The organism is Sphingobium sufflavum (assembly GCF_021403115.1).
GTDB classification, from domain to species: domain Bacteria; phylum Pseudomonadota; class Alphaproteobacteria; order Sphingomonadales; family Sphingomonadaceae; genus Sphingobium; species Sphingobium sufflavum.
The window spans coordinates 1-24,333 of record NZ_JAJSSH010000014.1 but is presented as its reverse complement, the minus strand read 5'-3'; the positions used below and the strand labels follow the sequence as shown (position 1 = coordinate 24,333).

At 62.9% G+C, this 24,333-nt stretch carries 24 protein-coding genes; 11 read left to right on the top strand and 13 right to left on the bottom strand.

The genetic code is table 11. The annotated features are described in order from the left end of the window. Positions 1-3: 3 nt before the first annotated feature. Positions 4-510 (top strand): 3-hydroxyacyl-ACP dehydratase FabZ, encoded by a 507-nt coding sequence (gene fabZ, locus LWE61_RS17450; RefSeq protein ID WP_234151931.1) that lies wholly within the window; start codon positions 4-6, stop codon positions 508-510. Between the two features lie 142 nt (positions 511-652). Continuing rightward, positions 653-883, top strand: a complete 231-nt coding sequence (gene rpmE / locus LWE61_RS17445; protein WP_234151930.1) for a 50S ribosomal protein L31 — start codon at positions 653-655, stop codon at positions 881-883. 287 nt (positions 884-1,170) lie between these two features. Here rpmE and LWE61_RS17440 read toward each other — a convergent pair whose 3' ends face one another. Further along, a complete protein-coding gene (locus LWE61_RS17440) occupies positions 1,171-1,680 on the bottom strand; it encodes a hypothetical protein (RefSeq protein ID WP_234151929.1) in 510 nt (169 codons plus the stop codon). 81 nt (positions 1,681-1,761) lie between these two features. Then, a complete protein-coding gene (locus LWE61_RS17435; protein WP_234151928.1) occupies positions 1,762-2,214 on the bottom strand; it encodes a DUF983 domain-containing protein in 453 nt (150 codons plus the stop codon). Positions 2,215-2,388: 174 nt separating this feature from the next. On the opposite strand from LWE61_RS17435, the gene LWE61_RS17430 reads away from it, so the two are divergent. Then, positions 2,389-3,852, top strand: a complete 1,464-nt coding sequence (locus LWE61_RS17430) for an aminotransferase-like domain-containing protein (protein ID WP_234151927.1) — start codon at positions 2,389-2,391, stop codon at positions 3,850-3,852. Positions 3,853-3,903: 51 nt separating this feature from the next. Here the strand turns inward: LWE61_RS17430 and LWE61_RS17425 are convergent, their stop codons facing one another. The 6 genes from LWE61_RS17425 to LWE61_RS17400 all read right to left on the bottom strand — a co-directional run bounded on the left by LWE61_RS17425 (position 3,904) and on the right by LWE61_RS17400 (position 9,840). Beyond that, entirely contained in the window at positions 3,904-4,719 is an 816-nt protein-coding gene (locus LWE61_RS17425) for a TorF family putative porin (RefSeq protein WP_234151926.1), read from the bottom strand. A gap of 178 nt (positions 4,720-4,897) precedes the next feature. After that, positions 4,898-6,412 carry a SulP family inorganic anion transporter gene (locus tag LWE61_RS17420; protein WP_234151925.1) on the bottom strand — a complete coding sequence of 505 codons (1,515 nt, stop codon included), beginning with the start codon at positions 6,410-6,412 and terminating at the stop codon, positions 4,898-4,900. After that, positions 6,409-7,104 carry a carbonic anhydrase gene (locus LWE61_RS17415; RefSeq protein WP_234151924.1) on the bottom strand — a complete coding sequence of 232 codons (696 nt, stop codon included), beginning with the start codon at positions 7,102-7,104 and terminating at the stop codon, positions 6,409-6,411. The genes LWE61_RS17420 and LWE61_RS17415 overlap by 4 nt, the downstream gene beginning before the upstream one ends. A 113-nt stretch (positions 7,105-7,217) precedes the next feature. Further along, the gene (locus LWE61_RS17410) at positions 7,218-8,531 is read right to left on the bottom strand and encodes an ATP-binding protein (RefSeq protein WP_234151923.1); all 1,314 of its coding nucleotides are present in this window, start codon (positions 8,529-8,531) and stop codon (positions 7,218-7,220) included. 30 nt (positions 8,532-8,561) lie between these two features. Next, on the bottom strand, positions 8,562-9,272 hold the full coding sequence (locus LWE61_RS17405) for a response regulator (protein ID WP_234151922.1): 711 nt from the start codon (positions 9,270-9,272) through the stop codon (positions 8,562-8,564). Positions 9,273-9,561: 289 nt separating this feature from the next. Further along, complete coding sequence (locus LWE61_RS17400) at positions 9,562-9,840, bottom strand: hypothetical protein (RefSeq protein ID WP_234151921.1); 279 nt, start codon at positions 9,838-9,840, stop codon at positions 9,562-9,564. Positions 9,841-10,222: 382 nt separating this feature from the next. Here LWE61_RS17400 and LWE61_RS17395 point away from each other — a divergent pair, with 382 nt between their 5' ends. The 6 genes from LWE61_RS17395 to LWE61_RS17370 all read left to right on the top strand — a co-directional run bounded on the left by LWE61_RS17395 (position 10,223) and on the right by LWE61_RS17370 (position 15,969). Next, on the top strand, positions 10,223-11,221 hold the full coding sequence (locus LWE61_RS17395) for a zinc-dependent alcohol dehydrogenase family protein (RefSeq protein WP_326490665.1): 999 nt from the start codon (positions 10,223-10,225) through the stop codon (positions 11,219-11,221). Positions 11,222-11,293: 72 nt separating this feature from the next. Further along, positions 11,294-11,719, top strand: a complete 426-nt coding sequence (locus LWE61_RS17390; protein WP_234151919.1) for a nuclear transport factor 2 family protein — start codon at positions 11,294-11,296, stop codon at positions 11,717-11,719. Beyond that, positions 11,716-12,108 carry an EthD domain-containing protein gene (locus LWE61_RS17385; RefSeq protein WP_234151918.1) on the top strand — a complete coding sequence of 131 codons (393 nt, stop codon included), beginning with the start codon at positions 11,716-11,718 and terminating at the stop codon, positions 12,106-12,108. Before LWE61_RS17390 ends, LWE61_RS17385 begins: the two co-directional genes overlap by 4 nt. A gap of 180 nt (positions 12,109-12,288) precedes the next feature. Further along, on the top strand, positions 12,289-13,260 hold the full coding sequence (gene epsC / locus LWE61_RS17380; RefSeq protein WP_267961885.1) for a serine O-acetyltransferase EpsC: 972 nt from the start codon (positions 12,289-12,291) through the stop codon (positions 13,258-13,260). Between the two features lie 498 nt (positions 13,261-13,758). Then, the gene (locus tag LWE61_RS17375) at positions 13,759-14,685 is read left to right on the top strand and encodes a hypothetical protein (protein ID WP_234151917.1); all 927 of its coding nucleotides are present in this window, start codon (positions 13,759-13,761) and stop codon (positions 14,683-14,685) included. A 753-nt stretch (positions 14,686-15,438) separates the two neighbouring features. Continuing rightward, positions 15,439-15,969, top strand: a complete 531-nt coding sequence (locus tag LWE61_RS17370; protein WP_234151916.1) for a retropepsin-like aspartic protease family protein — start codon at positions 15,439-15,441, stop codon at positions 15,967-15,969. A 48-nt stretch (positions 15,970-16,017) separates the two neighbouring features. On the opposite strand, the gene LWE61_RS17365 is transcribed toward LWE61_RS17370, so the two are convergent. Further along, on the bottom strand, positions 16,018-16,692 hold the full coding sequence (locus tag LWE61_RS17365; RefSeq protein WP_234151915.1) for a PEPxxWA-CTERM sorting domain-containing protein: 675 nt from the start codon (positions 16,690-16,692) through the stop codon (positions 16,018-16,020). A 255-nt stretch (positions 16,693-16,947) separates the two neighbouring features. Here LWE61_RS17365 and LWE61_RS17360 point away from each other — a divergent pair, with 255 nt between their 5' ends. Further along, positions 16,948-17,457 carry a hypothetical protein gene (locus tag LWE61_RS17360; RefSeq protein ID WP_234151914.1) on the top strand — a complete coding sequence of 170 codons (510 nt, stop codon included), beginning with the start codon at positions 16,948-16,950 and terminating at the stop codon, positions 17,455-17,457. A 1-nt stretch (position 17,458) separates the two neighbouring features. On the opposite strand, the gene LWE61_RS17355 is transcribed toward LWE61_RS17360, so the two are convergent. From LWE61_RS17355 to LWE61_RS17345, 3 genes are read right to left on the bottom strand one after another with little or no spacing between them, the layout of a single operon-like run. After that, the gene (locus tag LWE61_RS17355; RefSeq protein ID WP_234151913.1) at positions 17,459-18,376 is read right to left on the bottom strand and encodes a glycosyltransferase family 2 protein; all 918 of its coding nucleotides are present in this window, start codon (positions 18,374-18,376) and stop codon (positions 17,459-17,461) included. Continuing rightward, positions 18,373-19,647 carry a nitric oxide synthase oxygenase gene (locus LWE61_RS17350; RefSeq protein ID WP_234151912.1) on the bottom strand — a complete coding sequence of 425 codons (1,275 nt, stop codon included), beginning with the start codon at positions 19,645-19,647 and terminating at the stop codon, positions 18,373-18,375. The genes LWE61_RS17355 and LWE61_RS17350 overlap by 4 nt, the downstream gene beginning before the upstream one ends. A gap of 2 nt (positions 19,648-19,649) precedes the next feature. Further along, entirely contained in the window at positions 19,650-21,161 is a 1,512-nt protein-coding gene (locus LWE61_RS17345) for a B12-binding domain-containing radical SAM protein (RefSeq protein WP_234151911.1), read from the bottom strand. Between the two features lie 769 nt (positions 21,162-21,930). Between LWE61_RS17345 and LWE61_RS17340 the strand changes: the two genes are divergently transcribed. Continuing rightward, on the top strand, positions 21,931-23,895 hold the full coding sequence (locus LWE61_RS17340) for a calcium-binding protein (protein ID WP_234151910.1): 1,965 nt from the start codon (positions 21,931-21,933) through the stop codon (positions 23,893-23,895). 231 nt (positions 23,896-24,126) lie between these two features. Here the strand turns inward: LWE61_RS17340 and LWE61_RS17335 are convergent. Then, positions 24,127-24,333 (bottom strand): transposase (locus LWE61_RS17335; protein ID WP_234151681.1); only part of this gene is annotated, 207 nt, incomplete at its 5' end.

Genomic DNA, 24,333 nt, shown 5'->3' with positions numbered 1-24,333 from the left:
GCGATGACGGTTGAGGATAAGAGCGTCGGTGAAGGGGACGTCGGCGAGGGGCAGGCTGTCCTTGGTCCGCTGGACATCCGGCGGATCATGGCGGCCCTGCCCCATCGCTATCCGATGCTGCTGGTCGACCGGGTCGTGTCGATCGTCCCCAACCAGCGCATCCATGCGATCAAGGCGGTCAGCATCAACGAGCCGTTCTTCCAGGGGCATTTCCCCGGCCGTCCCATCATGCCCGGCGTGCTGATCGTCGAGGCGATGGCGCAGGCGGCGGGTCTGCTTGCCTTCGAATCGCTCGGCCTCGTCGGCTCCGGCAAGCTCGTCTATTTCATGGGGATCGAGGACGCGAAGTTCCGCGCCCCCGTGGAACCGGGCGTGCTCCTCGATTTCCATATCGAGGTGACGAAGACGCGCGGTGCGGTGTCGAAGTTCGCGGGCCGCGCCCTGATCGACGGCAAGCTGCATGCCGAGGCGAGCTTCACCGCCATGGTGGCCGACGCGCCCAAGGATTGAGAGTGAGGACGGCGGGGCAGGGGTGGAGCCATTGGGCATCCCTCCTGTCCCGCCGTCTTGCCAATATCGCGCCGGTCCGCTATGGGCCGCGCTTCGCATTTCTCCGGCTGGTCGGAAACCAGCCATTTTCGGAGCATTTGACATGAAGACCAACACGCATCCCGACTATCATCTCATCACCGTCCAACTGACCGACGGCAGCACGTTCCAGACGCGCTCCACCTACGGCAAGGAAGGCGACACGCTGGTTCTCGATATCGACAACACGGTGCACCCCGCCTGGACCGGCGGCAAGTCCACGCTGCTCGATCAGGGCGGCCGCGTTGCCCAGTTCAACAAGCGTTTCGGCGGCCTCACCCTCAAGAAGGGCTGAACCGTCCGGCCCGACTCTTGGGGTGGCCGATCGACGAACATCGGGAAGGGAAAGGGCGCTTCGGGCGCCCTTTTTCATGCCTGCGATTCGCGCAGGGTCTGGGCGTCATGGCGGCTAGAGCATTTTCGAAGCAGATGGCATCATCGGCTGAATCGCAAACGGCGCTAAGGGCCATCGCTTACCATCTCTGCGCGATTTCCCTTCATCGCTCCGGCTTCAAAGCTCGCCAGAACGGCCCAGAACAGCAGGGCCGAGAAGTCCCTGCCGCAAGTCACAAACCCCAAAGCCTACCCCGCGCAGCGCCGATACGCATAGCGCGCGCTGGGGTCGCTCTCCGTCCGCACCAGCCTGTCGCCATTGCCTTCCAGCGTCAGCACCATGTCCTTGGACCATTCCATGCCTTCGCCGGTGAAGCTGAAGCGGCCTTCCATGCGGTTGGGCGTCGGGTTGGTCACGACGGCGGGCTTGCCGACCGATTCGTAGAAGCGTAGTTGCTGGCCATCCACGACCATCAAGCCCTTGGCGATGGAGGCATCCGGCCCGCAATCGCCCGGCACCAGCCCCCATCGGCCCTGATAGCCGGCGGGGATCGCCTTTTCGGCTGCGGTCAGGCCGTCCGCATTATTGGCGACCTTTTCGGGGGAGAAGTCGTTGGCGGGGGCCGGCGCTGGGGTGGGGGCTTTGTCGCGCAGCTCGTTTCCGGCCATCGCATCGGCGTCATTGCCCTGACGCTCGGCGGGCTTGTCGCAGGCGGCGAGCAGCAGGATGGCGATGATGAGGAAATGCGATGGCTTCACGGCGATACTCCCTGTCTCCACCCCTCCAACGCATGAGGCAGCGGGGATTTCCGGGGCGTGCCGGATCGCGCCCGTTCCGTCCTACCAGGGGTGACTGCGCGGTTCTATCACCGGACCATTCTCCCCGAAAGGCCGCCATGCGACCTTGAGCCGTCCCTCGCGCGCCTTGAAGAAGAACTGGCTGCACACCAGCCATCCCTTGAGCGGGCGCAACGGCAGGACGCAGGTGACGACCAGAAAGGGCAGCGACGTCACCAGATGCACCCAGAAGGGCGGCTCCGCATAAATCTGGAGCAGCAGGGCAACAGTGACGGCGGGGATGCAGCCGAAACAGATGACGAAGAAGGCGGGGCCGTCCGCCGGGTCGGCAAAGCCATAGCTCAGCCCGCACTGGTCGCACCCCTCACGCAACGTCAGGAATCCGTCGAACAGCCGTCCCTCGCCGCAGCGCGGGCAGCGGCCCCGCAGGCCGGTCCTGACGGGCGGGCAGTGCGGCCATTCGCGGGCGGGCGTATCGGGCAGGGCGGCGGTCATGGCAGAGATCCAGATTGCGGCTGTTGGATTGTACATAGGCTTTTTGTATGTATATTAAAACCATACATAAATGCCCATCAGGCCCTACAGAAGAGCAATCGAAGAACCCCGCTCCGGTGGTCATGTCGAAACGGGGCAGGTCCAGCGGACGGAGAAAAGCGCATGGCAAGGCTCATGAAACCGCCTGTGGAACCGGGCACCGCGTCGGGTATAGCGTCGGACATTGCGCCGGGCTGGATGCCCGATCTCTCCACCACCGGCGGCCCCCGGTATCTGGCGATCGTGGAGGCGCTGGAACAGGCGATCCGCACCGGCGTCCTGCGTCCGGGCGAACGACTGCCGACGCAGCGCGACCTCGCCCGCCACCTCGGCATCGACCTGACCACGGTGACGCGCGCCTATGGGCTGGCCCGTGACGGTGGCCTGATCGAGGGGGTGGGCAAGCTGGGCAGTTTCGTGCGCAACAGCGCAGGCCACGCCATGGGCGCGGCGACGGAGGAGAGTGGGATGATCGTGCCCCCGCAGCCCGCTTTCGGCCTGCTGGGCGAGGCGATGCGGACTGGCCTGACCCGGCTGCTGCGCGCGGGCGGCGGGTCGCCGCTGCTGCAATATCAACCGGCGGAGGGCAGCGTTCAGGACCGGCGGCAGGCGGCCATGGCCTTCACCGCGCGCGGGCTGCCCACCGGGCCGGATCAGGTGGTGCTGACGGCGGGCGGGCAGAATGGCCTGCAGGGGATCGTGGCGACGGTGCTGGCGCGGGGCGACCGGCTCTGCCTTGGCCGGTCGGCCTATCCCGGTATGTTGTCCACGGCGCGGCGGCAGGGGCTACGCCTCGTACCGCTTGGTCAGGACGCGGGCGGCATCGACCCGGACGCTGTCCGTGCCGCGGCGGAGGCGGGGGCACGGGCGCTCTATGTCGTGCCCACCAACGACAATCCCACGACCGCCACGCTGGATGTGGAGCGGCGGCACGCGCTGGTCGCCATCGCCCGGCGCTATGACATGCTGCTGATCGAGGATGACGCCTATGGCCTGCTGCCCGCCCGGCCGCTGCCGCCGCTGGCCGCGCTCGCGCCCGAACGGACATGGCATATCGCCAGCGTGGCGAAGATCATCTCGCCCGTGTTGCGCGTCGCCCATGTCCGCGTGCCGGATGGCGTGGACCCCGGTCCGCTGGCCCGCGCGACGCAGGAGACGGCGGTGATGCCGCCGCCGATCAATGCCGCGCTGGTGACGTCATGGCTGCGCGACGGTAGCTTCGAGCGGCTGGTCGCGGCGGTGCGGGCGGAGGGGGTGGCGCGGCAGCGAATCGCCGCGCGGCATCTGGCGGGCTTCGACGCGGCGGCCCATGCGGAGGGCTATCATCTCTGGCTGGCGATGCCCCGCGGGGTCGATCCGGTTATGCTGGCCGGGCGGGTCGGGCCGGTCGGCCTGTCCATCGTCGCGGGTCAGGCCTTCGCCAGCGATCCCCGCGATCCGGCGCGGGCGGTGCGCTTGTCCATCGGCGGCGCCATGGACCATGGGCAACTGGACCGCGCCTTCGCCTGGCTGGCAGCGTCGCTGCGCGGGGAGGAGGGAACTGCGCGGGGAGGTGGACTTCGCGGGAAGGGCGACAAGGCGACGGCGCGACAGGCATGATGCCCGCCGCGCCGTGCTGATGTCCTTATCCGGTCGTCCGGTGGGACGGGATCAGAAGGATGCGCTGATCGACCCGACGATGCGACCGCTGGAGATCGACGATCCGTCCAGCGTGTTGGAGAAGCCGGGCAGGGCCAGCCGCTCGGCGCGCTTGATGCTGGTGTCGACATAGGCGACGCCCAGCGTCACCTTGCCCAGCGCCAGGTCCGCGCCCAGCATCCAGTCGAAATAGGTGCCGGTGGGGGCGATGCTGGTGCCGTTGGGGCCAAGGCCGGGGTTACCGTCCGAATAGCCCAGATGCGCCTTTACAGTGACGGGCGTGCTCGGAATACCGCCGGACACGTCGCCCCACAGGTACAGATTGTCTTCCTTGTCGCCGATGCGGCTCTGCGGGTGCGCGGACCAGTTGCCCAGGGCTTCCTGCGCGGGGGCATAGGCGACGCCCGCGGTCAGCGCGGCGGGGCCGAAGGTGCCGCTGACCTTGACATAGGGTTCGATGAAATCGGTTTCGTTCGAACCGCCCGGATACATGTACCAGGTCGCGCCGACATCGACGGTGACGGCATCGCCGACCGGCAGCTTATAGCCTGCGATCAGGTCGAGTTCCATGTTGGAGCCGCCGAACTGGCCCCAGCCGGCAAGGTTCGAACCCCAGACGCCTGCATAGAGGCCGGTTTCGTGGGAAACGGTGATGCCGCCCTGGATCGCTGCCTTTTCGTTGGTCTGCGACACGCCGCGGAAGCGATAGTCGGTCACAAAGGCCACGGAACCGGAAACGGTGATGGGCCCGGCTTCTTCCTGCGCAAGGGCAGGGGTCGCAACGGAGGCCAGCAGAAGACCAACGGTGGCGAGCAGTTCTTTCTTCATGGAAACACCCCTTTTTTTAAAGTTCGTGTTCCGTCCAGCGAGGCACGGGCTTCACGTCTGTCCCCTGTGGGGCCGCGATCCATCCCGTGTCTGCTGTCGAAGTTAGTCTGCCTGTTTCACTGCATGTTTGCTGTTATGCGACAAAATATTTCCGTTATTTCGCTGTTGCACAAAAGCCTCAGTGCGCCGCAGCAAGGCTCGCGATCAGGGGTGCGGGGCCGCTGAACTGCACCGGCTGGCCCGCGCCTTTACGCAGGGCGGCCCACTCCCGCACCCGTTCGGCGCTGGTGTGGTCGATGCCCTTGAGCGCGTGCAGGTCGAGGTGGACGGGGCGGCCCAGAGGCAGCTTTTCCAGCACGTCCGTCAGCTTGGAGAGGCTGACGAATGTTGCCGAACCGTGCAACTGGACACGGCTGGCATCCGCACCATGGTCCTCCTCCACGCGCAGGCGCAGCGACTTGCGATGGGGGATGAGTTCGAGGAGCGAGAGGGCCAGACCCGCCAGCACGCCGGTCAGCAGGTCGGTGAACACGACCAGCAGGAACGTGACCGCCCATGTTGCCGCGGGCAGGACGCCATAGCGGTTGAACAGGTGGGTGACGTGCGTGACGCTGACCAGACGCCAGCCAGTGACGACCAGGATGCCGCCCAGTGCCGCCATCGGAATCTCGCGCAGCAGCCAGGGCAGCAGGGCGACGAAGCCCAATATCCAGGCGCCGTGTAGGATGGTGGAGAGGCGGGTCGTCGCGCCCGCCTGCACGTTCGCAGACGAGCGGACGATGACGCCGGTCATCGGCAGTGCGCCGGCAAAGCCGCACAGCAGGTTGCCGATGCCCTGCGCCCGCAGTTCCTTGTTATAGTCGGTGCGGACGCCGTCATGCATACGGTCGACGGCAGCGGCGGAGAGCAGAGTCTCCGCGCTGGCGATGAAGGCGATGGCAAGGGCGGTGGCGATGATCGCGGGGCTGCCCAGCGAGGCGAGGAAGCCGGGGCCGGGTGGCTCGATCGCGCCGATCAGCGACGCGGGCACGTCCACGCGGGCAATGTCCAGCGCGGTGGTCCATGCGATGATGGTGGCGATGGCGACACCGATCAGTGCACCGGGGACGAGGCGCAGGCTGGCCGGGCGGAATTTCTCCCACACCAGCATCGCGGCGATGGTGATGAGGCCGACGATCAGCGCGAACTCGGTCTGTTGCAGGTCCGTCGACAGGCCCAGCACGCGGCCGGGCATGGCGGCGAGGTTGGCGAGGCCGCTGGAGAGCGGCTTGCTGTCGAACAGGATATGGAACTGGCCGATCACGATCAGCGCGCCGATGCCCGCCAACATGCCATGCACCACGGCCGGGGAGATGGAACGGAACAGACCGCCCATGCGGAGCATGCCCGCGACAAGCTGCAACACGCCCGCCAGCACCAATATGGGGCCGAGCGCGCTGAGGCCATGGTCGCGGACCAGTTCGAACACAATGACGGCAAGGCCAGCGGCGGGGCCGCTGACCTGCAAGGGGGAGCCTGCGAACAGGCCGACGACGAGGCCGCCGATGATGCCGGTGATGAGGCCCTTTTCAGGTGGCACCCCCGACGCGATCGCGATGCCCATGCAAAGGGGCATCGCGACGAGGAAGACGACGATAGAGGCGGTGAAATCCCGCGCCAGTATCTGGCTCGTCATGCCCTTGAGTTTGCTCATTCAGCCGCCTCCGCCTGAGGGAAATGCGCCGCCCGGCGCACCTGCGGCGGCACGGCGACGGGCAGGGGCTGGTTGTCGCGCAGGGTGACGAAGCGACCCGTCTCGCCATCGAGGCCGAGGATCTGGCCAGCGTGAATGTCCACGAACCAGCCGTGCAGCGTCATCTCGCCACGCGCCATCGCCGTCGCGACGGACGGGTGGGTGCGCAGGTGCGCCAGCTGCGCCACGATATTCTCAAGGCTGATCGCGCGGACGCGCTCGTCCCCTTCCAGATGGCCGTGGACGCTGTTGACCACCGTCTGCGCCGCCGTCGAATGGCGCAGCCATGCGGCGACGTTCGGCATGGTTTCAAGGCCGGTCGGGTCGGCCACCGCCTTCATCGCGCCGCAACCGGAATGGCCGCACACGATGATGTCGCGCACGCCCAGCGCCATCACGGCATATTCGACCGTGGACGACACGCCGCCATTCTGCGTGGCGAACGGGGGCACGATATTGCCGGCGTTGCGGCAGACGAAGAGGTCGCCGGGCTGTGCCTGCATGATATGTTCCGGCACCACGCGGGAGTCGGCGCAGGAAATCATCAGCGCCTTGGGAAACTGACCGTGGGTGGCGAGCTTGCCGTACAGGTCGCTGCTGCCGGGGAAAACGGTCTTCTCGAAACTGAAAACGCGACCGAGCAGTTCGTTCATCGTCATGACCTCCAATGTTGCGGGCTTAAGGGACCCGCGAGCATGGACGATGATTTAGACGACGTGCTTTTCTGGCCGTGGACGGCCTTGTAAGAAAATATTGCTGTGCAGCATCACCGCTGCAACAGGGGCAGGCGGATGATGGCGCGCAGGCCGCCCTCGGCACGATTTTCCAGCGTCAGCGTGCCGCCTTCCGCCCGCACCGCATCCTGGACGATGGCCAGACCCAGCCCCATGCCCCGCGTGTTGCGGCTGCGCGCATTGTCCAGCCGGACGAAGGGTTGCAGGACGTCGGCCAGCCGGTCGGCCTCGATCCCTGGTCCGTCGTCATCCACCACAATGGCAATGGTGTCGCCCTCGTCCTGCATGGAGACGCGGACATTGCCGCCATGGTGCAGGGCGTTGTCGACGAGGTTGGAGAGGGATCGGCGGATCGGCACGGGCCGCGCCCAGAGTTCCAGATTGTCGGGGCCGAGGTAGAAGGCGTCCTGTCCCGCATCGCGCGCGCCGTCGATCAGCGTGTGGATCATGCTGGCGATGTCGATCCGCTCGCGCGGCAGGGATGCGCCCTCACCGCTGAGGTAGATTTGCAGCGAGCGCAGGAGGTCTGTCATCTCCTCTATGTCCTGGCTCATCGCCCGATGCTCGGCGGCGGCGATGCCCGCGCCGTCCAGCCGCAACTGGAGCCGGGCGAGGGGGGTGCGCAGGTCGTGCCCCACGGCGGCCAGCGCCTGCGTGCGGCTGGTGATGAGGCGGTGGATGCGCTCCTGCATCCGGTTGAACGCCTGGATCAGCGCGCGAATCTCCGCCGGTCCCTGTTCCGCCACGGGCACGGGCGTTTCGGTGCCGACCTGCCCGGTGGCCCGCATCAGCAGGCGGAAGGGGCGCAACGTCACCCGGATCATCAGGCCGCCCAGCACCACCAGCACCAGCGTCGGCGCGACCCATGTCAGGATGCGGCCGAAGGTCAGCGACCAGAGCTGCTCGCCCTGCACATTGTTGAAGGCCATGACCGAATGATCGGCCAGTTCGATGCTGCCCGCGATGGTGCCGCCCTGCCGCAGGGGGCGCAGATGCAGCCGCAGGTTGGAACGCAGCAGCTCCGGCTCCAGATGGACGATCTGGTTCTGGAGGTTGCGCAGTGCGAAATGGGCGGAGGCGGCATCGAGATGCGGCGCCCAGCGGATGCCAAAAGAGGTGGTGCTCAGTTCGCGCGCCACCATATTGCGCTCCGCCACTGGGGTGCGGTCCAGCACGCGGCGAGCGACGACCAGATGCTCGGCCATGCGCCGCGCCTCGTCGTCGCGCAGCGCGAACTGGCTGGCGCGCTCGAAGATATAGGTGTTGGCGACAAATTCGGTTGCCATGACAAGGGCCAGGATCAGGAAGATCCGGCCAAGCAAACCGATGGACGCCAGTTTCTTCAAGGGAGCGCGCTTTTCATGCGAGAGGATGGATCAGGTGCGCGTTACCGCCGAATTGAACATATAGCCAACGCCGCGTACCGTGACGATAGGGGGTTTTCCACCCGCCGCGGTGATCTTGCGGCGCAGGCGGCTGACCAGCACGTCGATGCTGCGGTCGCTGCTGTCGCCGACGCGGGTGCGGGACAGTTCGATCAGCCGTTCGCGGCCGATGACGCGCTGCGGCTGGTCGAGGAAGGTGCCCAGCAGGTCGAACTCCGCGCCCGTCAGGTCGATGATCGCGCCGGAGGGGGACCGCAGCTCACGCCGGGACAGGTTGACGCACCAACCCTCGAACCGCACTTCATGGCGGCGGTTGGTGCCGTCCGGCTCGGTGATCGGGCCACGACGCAGCACGGCGCGGATGCGGGCGATCAGTTCGCGGGTGTTGAACGGCTTGGCCAGATAATCGTCCGCGCCCAGTTCCAGGCCCAGCACGCGATCCTCGTCATTGCCGCGCGCGCTGATGAAGATGATCGGCACGTCGCTGGTCCGGCGAATCTGGCGGCACAGGTCGATGCCGTTGGTGCCGGGCAGCATGAGGTCGAGCACGATCATGTCGACCGGTCCGCCCTCCATGGCGATCCAGAACTCCGGCGCGGTTGCGGCCGTGCGGACATTATAGCCATTTTCCTGCAACAGGCGGGCTGTGAGCATGCGGAGGCTGGGATCGTCCTCCACCAAAACGATCGTTTGTGCGGTCATCGGCTCTTTTTCGTGTTGGCGGTTGGGACTAGATAGCGATTGAGCGCAAAGTCTCAATGATCGGCGCGCTGAACGGTTCCGTAACAATGTACGTCGCGGTGTGGACTCCATGCCCGGCGCAAGCCGCGATAACCGCGATACTGCATCAGAAGGACGGGCGGGGGGGGACAGTGTCCTGTCGCAGGCGATACCTGCATCGCCATGGCCCTGCATCGCCATAGCCTGCCGGGTTGAGGCCCGTCCTGCCGCGGTCTGTGACCGGGCAGGACGGGCCGCTATGGGCGGGCGATCAACGCTCGCTCAATTGCTCCGTGCGCGGCTGTGCGGCGGCCAGATCGGCGTCGGACGCGGCGCGGCCATGGCACAGGAAAGCCTTGGTGGGATCGGGATGGCATTTGATCGCCGCCGAATTCTGGCGGTTCACCTGACGCCACGCCATCACAGTCTTGCCGGCGGGGGCGCGCAGCAGTTCATGGGTCTGCGGCTGCGGCGCGGCAAACAGCGCGGCGGGCGTGCCGAGCAGCAGGGCGGGGACGATCAGGCTGCGAAGAAGGACAGTATGGGTCAAGGGTAACCTCCATGGGAACCGGCTGGAAATGGCCGTCTGAATGTTGTGGAGGTTGAAATGGCAGGCCATTGTTTCGGCCGACGGGCGAATTTGTGACAAATGATGTCCCGCCCCGCGACGTCCAACAAAGCGATTTTGCCGCTTCCGTGCCGGATATGGGGCCTTTGCGGGCGGGTGTGCGGCCCGGTGGGGGCAGGGGCAATCGGTTGAATTCATGTCTTCCTGTGGCTGGACAGCATTGTTTCGATCGGTTTGCGGGGCGTTGGCCGCGCGCCTATTTTGTCTGGAAAAGGCAAGTCGTGGAGGGCGGCCTGCCCCACATATTCCCGGACAGACAGCGGGCATCGTCGCCTGCGGACAGGGAGGATAGCCCATGAGGGCCATGCGCATCAGGACGCCGGCCAGCGTCGAGGGACTCTATCTGGACCGGGCGGATGCGCCGCCACCCGGACCGGGCGAAATCCGCGTCCACATCCGTGCGGCATCGCTGAATTTCCGCGACGCGTTGGTGGTCGGCGGCGTCTTTCCGGCGCGCGACGGGCTGATCCCGCTGTCGGATGGCGCGGGCGAGGTGGTGGCGGTGGGACCGGGCGTCACCGGCTTTGCGGTGGGCGATGCGGTGGTCAGCACCTTTCACCCCACATGGGCCGATGGTCATGTCGAACGGTCGGAACTGACCGCCAGCCCCGGTGGCCCGGCGGATGGCTATGCCTGCGACCATGCGACCCGTTCGGTCAGCCATTTCACCCGCGCGCCCAGGGGGCTGAGCCATGCGGAGAGCGCCACGCTGACCTGCGCCGGGGTCACGGCATGGCGCGCGCTGGTGACGGACGCGCAGGTCCGGCCGGGGGCGACCGTGCTGGTGCTGGGCACGGGCGGCGTCTCCCTGTTCGCGCTGCAATTTGCGAAGGCGGCGGGGGCAACGGTCATCGCGACCTCCTCCAGCGTCGAAAAACTCGGCAAGCTCAAGGCATTGGGTGCGGACCATGTCATCAATTATCGCGAGACGGAAAAGTGGGGCGAGGCCGTCCTTGCGCTGACCGGCGGGCTGGGCGTCGACCATATCGTGGAGGTGGGTGGGCCGCACACCATGGGGCAGAGTTGCATCGCGGCGCGCACCGGCGGCCATATCGCCATCGTCGGTGCGGTGGGCGGGTTCGACATCGACACCCTGCCCTTCGCCATCGTGCAGGCCAAGCGGCTGCGTCTTCAGGCGGTGACGGTGGGCAGCCGCCGCGACCAGACGGACATGGTCCGCGCGATCGAGGCGAACGGCATCCGCCCGGTGATCGACAGCCATTTCCCGCTGGAGCGGCTGGGCGATGCTTTTCGCCACATGCAGGCGGGTGGTCCTTTCGGCAAGATCTGCATCCAGCTTTGACGGGCGCAGGGCAGGGCAGGATAGAAAGCACAGGGCGGTGCCTAGGTCATCGCCCCAACAGGAGAGGACGCCATGAGCCATCAGGCCCATCATCAACTCGCGCGGGATTTCTTCGCGGCGGTGGCGGCGGGCGACTTGCCCGATGCGCTGCTGACCGCCGACATGACCGCCGACATGACCGGCTGGATCACCACCGGCGGGACGATGGACAAGGCGCGCTACCAATATCTCATCCGCCTGCTGGCCGCCATGTGCGACGGGCCGTTACGCTTCACCATCCACGCGCTGACCGCCGAGGATGACCGGGTGGTGGCGGAAGTGGAGTCGGAGGGGCGGCTGATCGACGGCGCGGCCTATCGCCAGACCTATGTGTTCGTCCTGCGCATCCGCGATGGCCGCATCGCCGCCGTTGCGGAACATTATAACGCCCTTGTCGCGCAGGAAAAACTGGTGCCCCTGATGGCGGCAGCGGCCCGGAAACTGGAGAGAGACGCATGACTGAGAAGACCATCTACAAGATCCTCCTGTTCATGGCGCGCAAGCCCGGCCTGTCGGTGGAGGCGTTCCGCGACTATTATGAGACGCACCATGCCCCGCTGGCGATGCGCTATTCGTCGGGCATCACGCGCTACATCCGCCGCTATATCGACCGCCAGCCGCACCCGGAAACCGGGCCGGGGGACGACATCCCCTATGACGTCATCACCGAACTCTGGTTCGAGGACGAGAGGATATTCAGCGGTTCGCTCGACTATATGAAGACAAATATCATGCCCGACGATATTATCGCTGACGAGCTGAACCTGTTCGACCGCGCGTCATTCCGCATGGCGACGGTGGTGGAACGGGAGTCGGACATGAGCCAGGCGGGCAGGCCGGGGCCGTAAAAGGAAAACTGTAGGGCGGCCAAGCATCGGTCGCTGGAAAACTCAATCATTTTGATAGAGATGGTGTCCAGATACGAAAACCTGCAATATCGCCCCGCTATCCTTGCTCAGGATCAGGGGCATCGGAGTGTAACGGTGACAGAGAGTTTGAAGGGTGCCGCCGTCGATCTGGCCGCAGTTCTGCCCATTCAGGAACAGGGCGCTTACTGGAGCGCCGCCGATATAGGCGGGCAACTGGCCGACATTCGCCAGGCCTGGCGCGGCGCGCAGGCCCATCATGCCGAATATGGGGCGGAGGGTTTCCCCTCGCGCGGCGACCTGTCCAAGATCATGCAGGCGCTGTGCGGCGCGCTCTTCCCGCTGCGGCTCGGCCCCGATTTCGTCCGCCTGCATAATGAAAACGCCTATGTGGTGCAGACGCTGGAGACGGCGCTGGCCCGGCTCTATGGCCAGATCCGGCTGGAACTCATCTACGCCATGGCCGAATCCCCGCCGGAGGATATCGATCATCGCGCGGGCGCGATCATCGGCGCCTTCGCCGCAGACCTTCCCGCCATCCGCAAATTGCTGGATACCGATGTGGAGGCCGCCTTTCGCGGTGATCCCGCCGCGCGCAGCGTGGACGAGGTGCTGATCTGCTATCCCTCGCTCTTCGCCATCATCCACCATCGCCTCGCCCATAAGCTTTATGGGCTGGGCGCCCCCCTCGTCGCGCGCATCATATCGGAGGTCGCGCATGGCAAGACGGGCATCGACATCCATCCCGGCGCCACCATCGGGGAAAGCTTCTTCATCGACCATGGCACCGGCGTCGTCATCGGGGAGACCGCCATCGTCGGCCAGCGGGTGCGCCTCTATCAGGGCGTGACGCTGGGCGCGCGCAGCTTCCCGGTGGGGGAGGATGGCATGTTGCTGAAGAACCAGCCGCGCCACCCCATCGTGGAGGATGACGTGGTCATCTATGCCGGGGCCACCATATTGGGCCGTGTCATCATCGGTCCCGGATCGGAAATCGGCGGCAATGTGTGGCTGACGCACAGCGTCCCGGCGGGCAGCCGGGTCAGTCAGGCGGTGGCGCAGACCAGCATCACCTGCATCCAGCCGTCCGCCCCGCACCGGGCCACGCGCAAACAGGCGTCCGACGAATCCTGACGTTATAAACCGGCGCCCTATCGTCGCCCACTGCGGCGGCGGCAGGTGCCTGTGCGCTGCCCTGTCGTACGCCTTCTTTCGAGTGTGCGTCTGCGGGAGCGCCTGGCCTGCTCCCGTGGCGCCTTCCCGCTCTTATCAGGGCCGGGAGCCTTTTTACCGTGATGCCTCCGCTGGAGGAAGACGCTGGACCCCGGATCATGTCCGGGGTGACGAAGGACGTGCCCATGGCGGCGGGTAGACGAGCCGCGGCCATGACAAAGGGATAGCGCACAGATCGCAGAGGGAGAAAGACGGATGCCGTGCCTCTGCGTCCTCCACGCCAACTCAACCCTCTCGCTCCCCCAGGCACGCCGAGAGGAAATTTCCCATCCCACCGCCGATGACGCAACCGAAACGACGGACAATCGTTATCCCGCTGTTATCCTTGGACGATTGGGGATAGGGCCGGGGTTGCCGATGCTCGGCTATCCCCTGAAGTGAACGGAGCGCCCCATAGGCATGGCGAATGGCGATGGACTGGAATCGACGGCACCGACCGGCAATCGCCGCCGGAAGTGGGTGACGCTCATTCTGTCGGGCTGGCTGGCCGTGGTCGGGCTGTATTTCCTGTGGGAGGCCTATCATTACAGCGGCCTCTATGGCTGGCTGGCGGAGCGGCAATATGCGCGGCTCGGCCATTATCTCCCCAACCTGACCTTCATGGTGCTGCTCATCGTCTTGGGGCTGCCCGCCGCGTGGATTTTCCGGGCGCGCCGCGCGCTGCGGCGCGAAGGGCTTGCGGATCAGGCGGGGCCTGCCGCCGCCGTCTATGCGGGTAACCAGTTGCGCCGCTTGCTGTTCGCCCTCTCGTTCGCGCTGGCCGTCGCGGCTCTGGGGGCGTTCCTGTGGACCTTCACCCTGCCGCGTTTCGACGGTCCGTCGGCGCCGGTTTCCGTGGACGCCGGGCAGGCTGCGCCGCCCCAAACGGGACCGGCCGTGCTGCACGGACAGATCGTCCATTCGCTCACCGCCACCCATACGCGCCGTTTCCTGATTGGCGCCCGCTCGGAATATTTCGCGCCGGTGGTGGCGGTCCCGAGGGATGGCCAGAAGAACACGCCGCCGATCCGATATTTCGTCGAGCTGTCCGCGCCGCTCACGGGACCGCAGGCGGTGATTTCGCCGCTTACCCAACGGTCCGGCGTGCTGGTCCGTAACGGGCTGCCCGGTTCGATCGAACAATTATATCAGGAGGAGGGCCATGCGGTCGAAGCGCCCTTCTACGTGCTATACGTCTCGCCGGACACGCTCCGCAGGCCCTATTATATCACGGCCTGCCAATTGCTCCTCGCCGCGCTGGTGGCGTTGATCGCGGCGCTGGTCCAACGGCGGCATGTGCGCCAGATCGGCACGCGGAAAGGGCAGGGGGCAGCGCCTGCGGCCTGATTCGGGCGCTTTGTGGCGATGCTCCGACTGGCAAAGGAAGGGCGCGCCGCTAGGGGACAAACGGAACCCCTTCTCAACATCGTCACCCTGGGCTTGATCGGCAATTATCCCGCTTGAGGATGTAACCCTCTCCCGTTCGTCCTGAGCTTGTTGAAGGACTGTCCTTGTCTCTTCAATGTGGCTTCAAAAGTGTAGTGCAGTCTCCGATATTCAAGCGAGTCACGCGCCTCGCTTGAACAGGATGAACGGTGTTTCCTATCCTGCATGTCCGAACGGCATCATTGCCGACTTGATCCTGGGTTCCGCTTCTTGAAGCAGGCATCGAACGGAGCCGTAAAGGCGGAGGCCGGATCAGTTCAGGGACGACAATAGCAGAATGCCGAGAGAATCGTTTTTCAAATCACTGAATTCGCTATGATTTCCTATTCCGGGTAGCGAAAGGGCGGGATACGCCGTCGCGCCGCCGCTGTGCGTGCAACCATGGCTGCTTGACAGGTTGTGCAGGATCGAACCCCTCAGCCTCAGCCTCAGCCTCAGCCTCAGCCCCGGCTACCCACGCCCGCCGAAACCTGTTGCCACCACGGCCCTTAGACTCCGCCACTGATGCGCCGGCGCCTGCAAGGCCCAACTCCGTCACCGTCCGTGTCCAGGCCCTGCCAGTCTTCCCGACAGCCCCTCAAGTCCGCCATGGTAAAAATCTGATTAGCTAATGCTGAATACTCGGCCTTCTTCTGTCGGGCGCACAATGGCCGCATGGTTGGAAAGCATAGCATCGCAGCGGGCGTCCTGATCGCCTCGGCCCTGATCCTCAGCGGAACGGCGCAGGCGCGCCTTGACGCTGTGCCCGACGCGCCGTCGCCGGTTGCGAATGCGGCGATGCTCAGTCCCGAAACGGGCGCTCCTGCGGGCGTTTCGGTCAACCCGGCGCATGACATCGTGCGCAGCGCCGATGGCCTGTTCTACACCCACGCCCTCGTCAACGGGCAGCAGGTGCGCTTCCTCGTCGATACCGGCGCCAGCGTCATGGTGCTGACCGCGGCGGATGCGCGGGCGATCGGCCTGACGGTCGAGGATAAGCATTATAACCGCAGCGTAGATACCGTTGGCGGCGCGGCCCCCATGGCCTGGGCTACGATCGAGCGGATTCATATCGCGGGGCATGAGGTGCGCAACATCCGCGCGGCCGTCGTCCGCAACGGGCTGGGCGTCTCGCTCATGGGCCAGAATATGTTGGCTAAGCTGGACTCGGTGACCATCACCGCGGACCGCCTCAGCCTACGATAAGTTTTCCCTTATCGCGTTGGCACGGGCATCCCAACCACCACCGACCGATTACACGCTTTTGGTTGGTAATGTTGAAAACCGGGACTCCGCCCGTCCCCGCCGCGATCGCCGCATGATCGCCCCGATCGCGCCAAAGCCGCACAGCATCATCACCCACGTCGCTGCCTCCGGAACGGCGATTCCATCCGGTGGTCCGGGCGGGGGGGGAGGTGGATTGTTCTGCGGCTGCCGCGGGGGGCCTTGCGGTTCCGACGGAGGAGGGTTGGGGCCGGGCGCGAAGGGGTCTCCCGGCCCCAGTCCATCCCCAGGAACGCTGAACACCTCGTCCGACGGAATAGGGACGGCAAATGCCGACGGCGCGCTTTCGACGAAACCTTCCGGCACGCCCTCCGGCGGGATCACGGCTGCAAAGGCGCGCGGAGACCCGTCTCCGATCCCTTCGATCACTTTGCTCCGTGGCGGACGAGAACCGGTGGGCTTTGCGGCGTTCGGCGCGAAGCCAGCCGCCGCCACGGGAGCCGATGCCGGAGAAGCCGCGATCGGGCTACTGACAGCAGCATATTTCAGGGGAGTGGAAAGGGATCGCTGGTTGATAAATGGCACGGTGCTGACCACCACACCGGACAGCAGAGTGAGCATCAACCATTTGCGGCGGCGATCTTCCGCTTTCAGGCTCGGCGGCGCTTGCGCGTCAGTCGTCTGGTCGGTGCCCGCCGTTTGCAAAAGTCTGTACCTCATGTCCGGCAGCGATCCGGTTAGCGATCGCCAGTGACGTTTGCGATCCTACCCGCCCCCGCATATTTACGCCAGAAGCCTTAACGAAATGCCCTGAGTGCATAATAGCTTACTGATGGGAAAGTTGCGTTCGCCTCTCTAAATTATTTGGTTTCCATGCGGCCAGTACGGTGCCCCCAGAATGGGACGGCCATGTCCCGATTAGGATGTGGCGCACGATGCAGTCTGCGGTATATTGCCAGTATGAGTGCGCGATGGTTTGACGTGGAAGACATGCGCTACCTGCGCTCGGAACTGTTGTTCCGAATGGCCGTGCAAAATCTGATCCTCATCATGAATGCGCTGGTTTTTCTTGGAACGACGATCTTACAGATCGTTCTGGGGCGTCACGCTGCCAGTATCGGCCTGGTCTTCATATTATTCTCCGGGATGATTTCCGCGATATGGTGTCATCATGGCGCGCGGCAGGCCCAGATAAAATCCTATCTTCTGACCCTTCAGGAACGGCAATCCATACTAGAAAGCTGGGAGGACTGGCTGCCTCGCAATCGGCACTATGGTTTCCTAGGTTCCCGTTGGTTCATTTCCACCAAGGCGATATTCATTCTGGGTGCGATTGTCGAGTGCGCTGCGGGACTCATATTCGATCACTCCCCCTTCGGAGTGTCTCTGACGATTGCGAATGCCTGCGGTGTCGCGGTCATGTCATGGCTGTTGCTCACCAATCCTAAGGAAGGCCTCGACGGGAAATAGGCTAGAACCTCGGCTTGCCGATTTTAACCAACCGCACTCCAAGCCAGGCACGTGACAGACGGACCTGAATCAGCAGGAGCATAACGCGTATCTTGAGGATCATCGACGCGGACTTGAGGTGATTTGCCTGAAAAATCCGCCAGCCATGGATGGCAGGCGATAGGGCAACGGCGAGGCAGTAGCCAATCCATCGTGTCCAGTGGAAGCCATGAGCAGCATAAAAAATCCGGGTTTCCCGTGTCACCCGCGCCCATCGACGCAGTATCAGATCCGGGTCGCTGAGGGCGACATGCTCGATGCTCAGGGCAGGGCAGAAGGAAAGATGTGCGCCCATTGCATGGGCACGGATACACCAGTCGCGATCTTCCGAAATACCGGACCGGAAGCTTCCTACCTGATCGAACAGGGCGCGAGGCATGACAAGATTGCCGCTTAGCAGCAGACCATCGCGATGGAAGCTGCGATAAGAGTCAAATCCATAGAAAAGGTCGAAGAGAGCAGCGGGCGTCGCTTGCTCTAAAGGGATTTCCCCCAAAGTTACCGTTACGGGACCACCCACAACATCGGCATGTTGCAATGCTACGTCCGCCTCGATTAGCCATTGATCGGATGGCAGGCAATCGCAGTCCAGAAAGGCTAGGCGGCTCCCCTGTGCGATGCTCGCGCCGCCATTGCGAGCGGGCCCCGCGCCTGTCTCCGGTACGGAGATGACACGCACATTCAGCACGGAATAGGCGGCAGCACATTGTTCGGCTGCATGCCCGCCGTGTCGGGAGGCATTGTCTGCCACGATGACTTCGAAAGAGGGCGACAAGGGCGACAGAGATGTAAGTGCGGCCAGTGTGCGGTTCAGGCCGACCAGATCGTCGCGATGGGGTATGACGATGCTGTATTCGGGTCGGGTGACAGTGGCCGTCATGATCGTTGCCAGATACGGTCTCGCCGCCTGCGCCAGTCACGCCAGCGCCGTTTCAGCCGTTCATAACGACTGCGCCATTTCCCGTCCCGCATATGGGTGCGATCCAGTCTTAGCGTCCCGCCATCAATGTAGCGGCTATGATAGAAGTTGGGGACCGCATGCAGGTTTGTCATGGGCAGGTGAAAGGTCGGGCAGCCAGCGCTGGCCTGTGGCGGGACGATCCACGACCACTCGCCAGAGGCCGTGCGACCAGCGCGCTGCTCCAGTTGCATGAAGTTCATATATTGGGCGCTGACTTCATGATGATCCATGATCCGTACCCCCGCCTTTTCGAAGCTGTGGAGAACGGCCCGGTTCAACTCGGTCAGAGCCTCGTCCTTCCAGAATGCCGGGCCATGCGCGTCCGTCACGAGGCCGAGCGCATGAGCGATAGGTTCCAGAAGATCGTAACGCTTGGCATCGACCAGGTTGCGGGACGCGATTTCCGTTGCGAGATAATAGCCGTTGAAGGGCGCGCAGGGATAATCGATCCCCCCGATAGTCAATGCCATATTGCTGACTATCGGTACGGCGTACCAGCGCAGGCCGAGAGCGGCTAGATCGGGGCGCGTCGGATGTTCGATCAGGACTTCCCGTGCGGTGCTGGGTGGAATGGCGAAGGCATGCCGACCACCATTCTGGTCCCGCAGGATGACTGGCAGCAGGTCAAATGGTCCGGGCGTTTCCGGTGGCTGCCAGCCGAGTTGCCGCGCGGTATGCGTCAACTCGATATTCGCCCGGTCGCCCATGACGCCTTCGTCGGCAGTCGCATAACCAGCATAACGGAAAATTTGCGAACTCTCGAACGTGGAGGGGAGGCTTTTGTCCGTTGCTGGGGCAAAGATGGAGATGGAAGAGCGTATCTGCCCACCATTGAACGCTGCCTTCAGGTCCGCCATTGTCTGTTCGAGTACTGCTGCAGGTGCCGCAATGTGGCGATGATCATGAACGCGAAGCGACTTCCAGGTCAGCCTTCCCACGCAGCGCGCGTGATTACGCCATGCGATGCGCGCGCCAAAGGACAGTTCCTCCGGTGTATGGACATAATGATTGGTGCGGCGGAGGGCATCGCAAATTTCCGCTATCCGCAGGCGCAATGGCTCGTCGGCCATACCGACCTCCCGCGCATATTGGCGGATGAAGGCGACAGCTTCCTCCCGCCGTTCGCCTTGCGACAGGCGACGAAGCCGCCTCCGAACAGGATCAGAAGAAATATAACGGTCGGAGGGCATGATTACATCAAACCATCGAACATGCGGGCTTCGTCGCGTAGCGGGCGGCGATTGATGGCATAGACGGCAGACAGCACGCGGCTCATGGCCTTGCGATAGGCTGCGCCTTTCCCGCTGGATTGGGCATAGCGCAGTCGGGCATGCGCAGCGTCCGTACCCAGCATGCGGATGTCGGGATAGCCGTTCCCTCCGCTCATGATACTGTTCCAGATCGGAGTGTCTTCCAGGATCGAGAAATCGTTGAAGCGAATGCGATCGATATGCCGGCTGTTACGGACTAGAAAGTCGGCGGTTCTTTCCAGATCATCCGCCTGTTCGCCGGGAAAGCCCTTGAACATGGTGCAGCGGACGGAGATACCGGCCTCACTGGCATGATTGATGAAGGTTTCGTTGGCCTCGGCCGATGCGCCTTTGTCCATCAGGTCGAGCATCCGCTGACTGCCCGACTCCAGGCCGAAGCTGACTCGCCGCATCCCAGCACTGGCGGCAGCGCGCAGTTCCGACCGGGTGAGGCCATTGTCCTTGCGCAAATCGACATGGACCGTGCCGATCCACTGCGCGCCGGGGACCACCATCTGCACATTCTCCACCAAGCCGCGCAGCAGATGCGGATTGGAGTTCAGCTTTAGGTCGAGAAACAGGAAATTCGATGTGCCGTAGCGGTGCGATTGCTCCCGCATTTCATGCAGCACTATCTCTAGGCTGCGCGTACGGAACGTGCGCCCGTTTGCCGATACGACATCGGAACAGAAGAGACACCGTGCCCATTGGCACCCTCGTCCCGTCATGATCGGGATGATTCGAACCGGATAGCGATCCCACGGGAAATCCGTGAAATCGGGAACGGGCGACTTGTCGAGTTCGCGTAATGGCGGTGCATAGCTGTTGCCACTACCATCCGGCAGCACAACGCCTGGAATGTCTCGCAAGTCCTTCCGTTCCACAATGGCGCTGACCAGATCCGGGACCGACAGATCGGCCTCGCCGCCGTAGATGGCGGTGAGGCCTGGCATGCTGCGCCATGCTTCGACCGTGCCTTTCAGATTGAACGCAGGGCCGCCCAGCAGCACGGGGATATTGCGTAGTTTGGCAAGGCGACACAATTCCACAACGGTTTCATGATGCTGGAGATAGGCGGACAATAATAAAATGTCCGGTTTCTGATCCAGCGCACGGGTGACCTCACGGATAACCGTCGCATGGGGACGCCGCTGTCGTGCGTAGTAGAGCGAGCGCAGTCTGTCCCTTAATATACGGGTGCCGGGGGCGGTGGACAAATGCACCTTGCGCATCATGTGGTGATGCAATCGGTCAGGTTTCTCCCGTGCGCTGGCTGGGACATCATAGGCCAAGGGAACCATCAGGTCGACGCGATGCCCGGCATTGCGAAGGGCGGCCACCAATATGCCAACCGCCAATGTCGGAAATGAAGCGAAATTGTTGAGGTCAACTAATAAGGTTCGATGGCCGCGATTGGCGGAGAGGCAATATATTTCGTTCTCCGAAACGAGCATTCGGATAAAACTCCAGTAACAATATATTGCTGAACTTTATCATAATAGCATGGGCTTTCCGCAATGGAAGGCGAAAGGTTGGATCAGCCGTATCGGCGTGAGACGAATTGCATTCTGTTGTTGGGTGGATGACGGATGGCCTGAGATGGAGGGGCAGCCGGTTTGAGGTTGGCCTTGTGAAATTCAAGGTGCAGTTATGCGGGATTTGGCTTGTGGGATGCGTCGGATGGCGCCAGCAACATGAGGTGTCGCCGTGCAGCTAGGCAGGAGCGCCCACCGATAGCCTTTAATTCCTTCCTTTTGAAGCGCAGGACATCAGTTCCGACGTAGAGATATTCCTGATCGAGGGATGCTCCGGCCGTGTTCTGTACCGCTCATTTCGGCACCTTCACGAAAGGGGCGCGAGTTAATGGCCTCCGTCAGGGGTTTCGTCGATGGGGGTGCCTACATGCGGTTACTGTCTTGGCTGATAAGATGACAACAAATATTGACCATAATTTGCCGATGGCTGCGGCATTTTGGTAAAAACTAAGGTTACCTAATTTTTCGTCAGAAAATCCTAGGGCAGTGGCCGATATGTGCCTACCGCAGTGCCGTAAAAACGTCAGTGAATACGGCATTTTTAGGAGGTTTCGTATTTCTATACCTACCGCGGGCTTAATCTAACTCATCCGCCGTTGGGTAAATCTCGGTAGGTAAAAAGGTCGTCAAGGACAACATGCGGAGCGCTCAATAGCCGGGCCGCTCGCATCGACAAAGGATCGCGATCTTGACGACTTTCTCGGTATCGAACGACGTGCAGCTTGCCGCAGCAATCGCAAAGGCCACGGGAGGCGACACGATCCTCCTTGCCAGCGGGACTTACGCGAAGATCACTATCACCAATAAAGACTATTCCAGTGCCGTCACGATCACTTCGGCCAACCCATCCGATCCCGCGATCGTAAAGAACATTGCGGTTAAGGGTAGCACGAACCTCGTCTTCAGCAATCTGGACCTGCCCGCGTCAGAAGCGCAGGGCAGTTCCAACTTTCTGGTTTTGAACTCCGCCAATGTCGCTTTCGACCATGTGAATGTCCATGGCACCGACAAGGGGATCAGTGATGTCTCGCCGTTCATGCTGCGCGGCAGCACCAATGTCTCTGTGACGAACAGCGAGTTTTCCAACGTTCAGCATGGCATCTCGTTCCTCGACAATGACGGCATGACGCTGACGGGCAATAGCTTCCATGACTTACGCACCGATGGTATTCGTGGTGGCGGTACGTCCAACGTCATGATTTCAAAGAATGTCTTTACGGATTTCTACCCGGAAGCGGGCGATCATCCCGATGCCATCCAGTTCTGGACGACGAATACCACGGCATCGGCCAGTAATATCACCATTTCGGACAATATGTTCGTGCAGGGCAAGGGCGAGCAGGTGCAGGGCGTCTTCATGCGCGACACCTTCGACACGCTGCCCTATCAGAATGTCACGATCACCGGGAACACGATCATCGGTGGCATGAACAACGGTGTTTCGGTGGATGGTGTTAACGGTCTGACCCTCAGCGACAATACGGTCATTGCACTGGGCGATGAGAAGTCGACGATCCGCGTTGAGAATGCGACCAATGCAACGGTGTCGAACAACCAGGCCACCGACTATGTCTATATCAATTCCGATACCGCAGTGCGGGAGGGCAATATTCTGCTCGACAGAATCGGCAAGGCCATGGCAGCGTCGATCCTACCGTCGGTGAGCGGTGCGGCGGCGTCAAGCGCAGTCGTCAAGGAAGTCATCGAACTGGTCGGCAAACTCAATCACGAGATCGGCTATTATGACGCTCCCGTAGGGCAGCTTGTAGGGCGTAATTTTGCAGAGATCGTCGTCAACGGGACGGCGGGCGATGACCGCCTGAATGCCAGTTCCATTGGCGCGAGCCGCTTGGAAGGCGGTGCCGGTAATGATGTGCTTAACGGCAATGGTTTGTTCGAGCATAGGTTGATCGGTGGTGCAGGCGACGACAGCTATTATGTTCGCGGTACAGGCGATCATGTGATCGAGGCCGAAAATGGCGGCAACGACACTGTGGTCAGCTACATCAATTATACGCTGACCGCGAATGTCGAAAACCTGCGCATGGCTACGGGCGGGCTGACGGGTATCGGCAATGAATTGGATAACAAACTCACCGGATCGGTTGGCGATGACATCCTGTATGGCTTGGACGGCAACGACCTGATCAAGGGCGGTGAAGGCAACGACTGGATTTACGGTGGCGACGGCAATGACGATCTGCGCGGTGACGATGGCGACGACTATCTCGACGGTGGCGATGGGAACGACATGCTTCTCGGTGGTGCGGGCAACGACATACTGATCGGTGGTGCGGGCAATGACGTGCTCGAAGGCGGTCTGGGTAGCGACATTATGACTGGCGGTGCCGGTAACGACATCTTCCGCTTCCGTGTCGCGGAGAAGGGGGTGGTCGATATCATCACCGATTTCACCCGCGGCCAGGACAAGATCGATCTCAATGCGATCGACGCCAAAATCGCCACTACGGCGAATGAGGCCTTTACCTTCATCGCTACCAATGCGTTCCATAACGTTGCTGGCGAACTGCGGTATGAAGTCGCCAATGGTAATGCGACGATCATGGGAGACGTTGATGGCGATGGCGTGGCGGATTTCATCATCACAGCTCGCGGTGTGACGACGCTTACTGCGAGCGACTTCGCACTCTAAATTCCAGAATCTGACGGATCTTGCCTTTCTGAAAGACGTCGTCGAGCGATTAAGTGACCTAATTTTCTTCGGACCATGTGGCTTGGCTTCATGGTCCGAATTGCTTTGCGCTAAGCTGGCTTGTTGCATCAGTGAATTCGGTCTGTGGGAACGGATGGAGCCGAGTCCGCTGCGTTGTACGGGCAGGTGCTATGCGATGATCCTCCGCATCCTCAGAGCCTGTCTTGGATCTCATGCGTAACGAGCGACGCGCCTGATGAGAACGATAGCCGCGGCGGCATAGAGTAGCGCAGTTGCGGATTTGATGGTTTGCTCGAAGTCCTTGGCGAGGCGGCGATTGCGGTTGAGCCATGCGAAGGTCCGTTCGACCACCCATCGTCTGGGATGGACGACGAAACCGGTCTGATCGGCGAATTTGCGGACAATCTCTATCGTGAT

Coding starts and splice junctions, on each gene's coding strand:
- fabZ (WP_234151931.1), top strand. CDS start 4: ATGACGGTTGAGGATAAGAGCGTCGGTGAAGGGGACGTCGGCGAGGGG.
- LWE61_RS17395 (WP_326490665.1), top strand. CDS start 10,223: ATGCGCATCAGGACGCCGGCCAGCGTCGAGGGACTCTATCTGGACCGG.
- LWE61_RS17385 (WP_234151918.1), top strand. CDS start 11,716: ATGACTGAGAAGACCATCTACAAGATCCTCCTGTTCATGGCGCGCAAG.
- LWE61_RS17425 (WP_234151926.1), bottom strand. CDS start 4,719: ATGAAGAAAGAACTGCTCGCCACCGTTGGTCTTCTGCTGGCCTCCGTT.
- LWE61_RS17420 (WP_234151925.1), bottom strand. CDS start 6,412: ATGAGCAAACTCAAGGGCATGACGAGCCAGATACTGGCGCGGGATTTC.
- LWE61_RS17430 (WP_234151927.1), top strand. CDS start 2,389: ATGAAACCGCCTGTGGAACCGGGCACCGCGTCGGGTATAGCGTCGGAC.
- LWE61_RS17415 (WP_234151924.1), bottom strand. CDS start 7,104: ATGAACGAACTGCTCGGTCGCGTTTTCAGTTTCGAGAAGACCGTTTTC.
- LWE61_RS17435 (WP_234151928.1), bottom strand. CDS start 2,214: ATGACCGCCGCCCTGCCCGATACGCCCGCCCGCGAATGGCCGCACTGC.
- LWE61_RS17360 (WP_234151914.1), top strand. CDS start 16,948: ATGAGTGCGCGATGGTTTGACGTGGAAGACATGCGCTACCTGCGCTCG.
- LWE61_RS17345 (WP_234151911.1), bottom strand. CDS start 21,161: ATGCTCGTTTCGGAGAACGAAATATATTGCCTCTCCGCCAATCGCGGC.
- LWE61_RS17370 (WP_234151916.1), top strand. CDS start 15,439: ATGGTTGGAAAGCATAGCATCGCAGCGGGCGTCCTGATCGCCTCGGCC.
- LWE61_RS17375 (WP_234151917.1), top strand. CDS start 13,759: ATGGCGAATGGCGATGGACTGGAATCGACGGCACCGACCGGCAATCGC.
- LWE61_RS17350 (WP_234151912.1), bottom strand. CDS start 19,647: ATGCCCTCCGACCGTTATATTTCTTCTGATCCTGTTCGGAGGCGGCTT.
- LWE61_RS17390 (WP_234151919.1), top strand. CDS start 11,294: ATGAGCCATCAGGCCCATCATCAACTCGCGCGGGATTTCTTCGCGGCG.
- rpmE (WP_234151930.1), top strand. CDS start 653: ATGAAGACCAACACGCATCCCGACTATCATCTCATCACCGTCCAACTG.
- LWE61_RS17355 (WP_234151913.1), bottom strand. CDS start 18,376: ATGACGGCCACTGTCACCCGACCCGAATACAGCATCGTCATACCCCAT.
- LWE61_RS17405 (WP_234151922.1), bottom strand. CDS start 9,272: ATGACCGCACAAACGATCGTTTTGGTGGAGGACGATCCCAGCCTCCGC.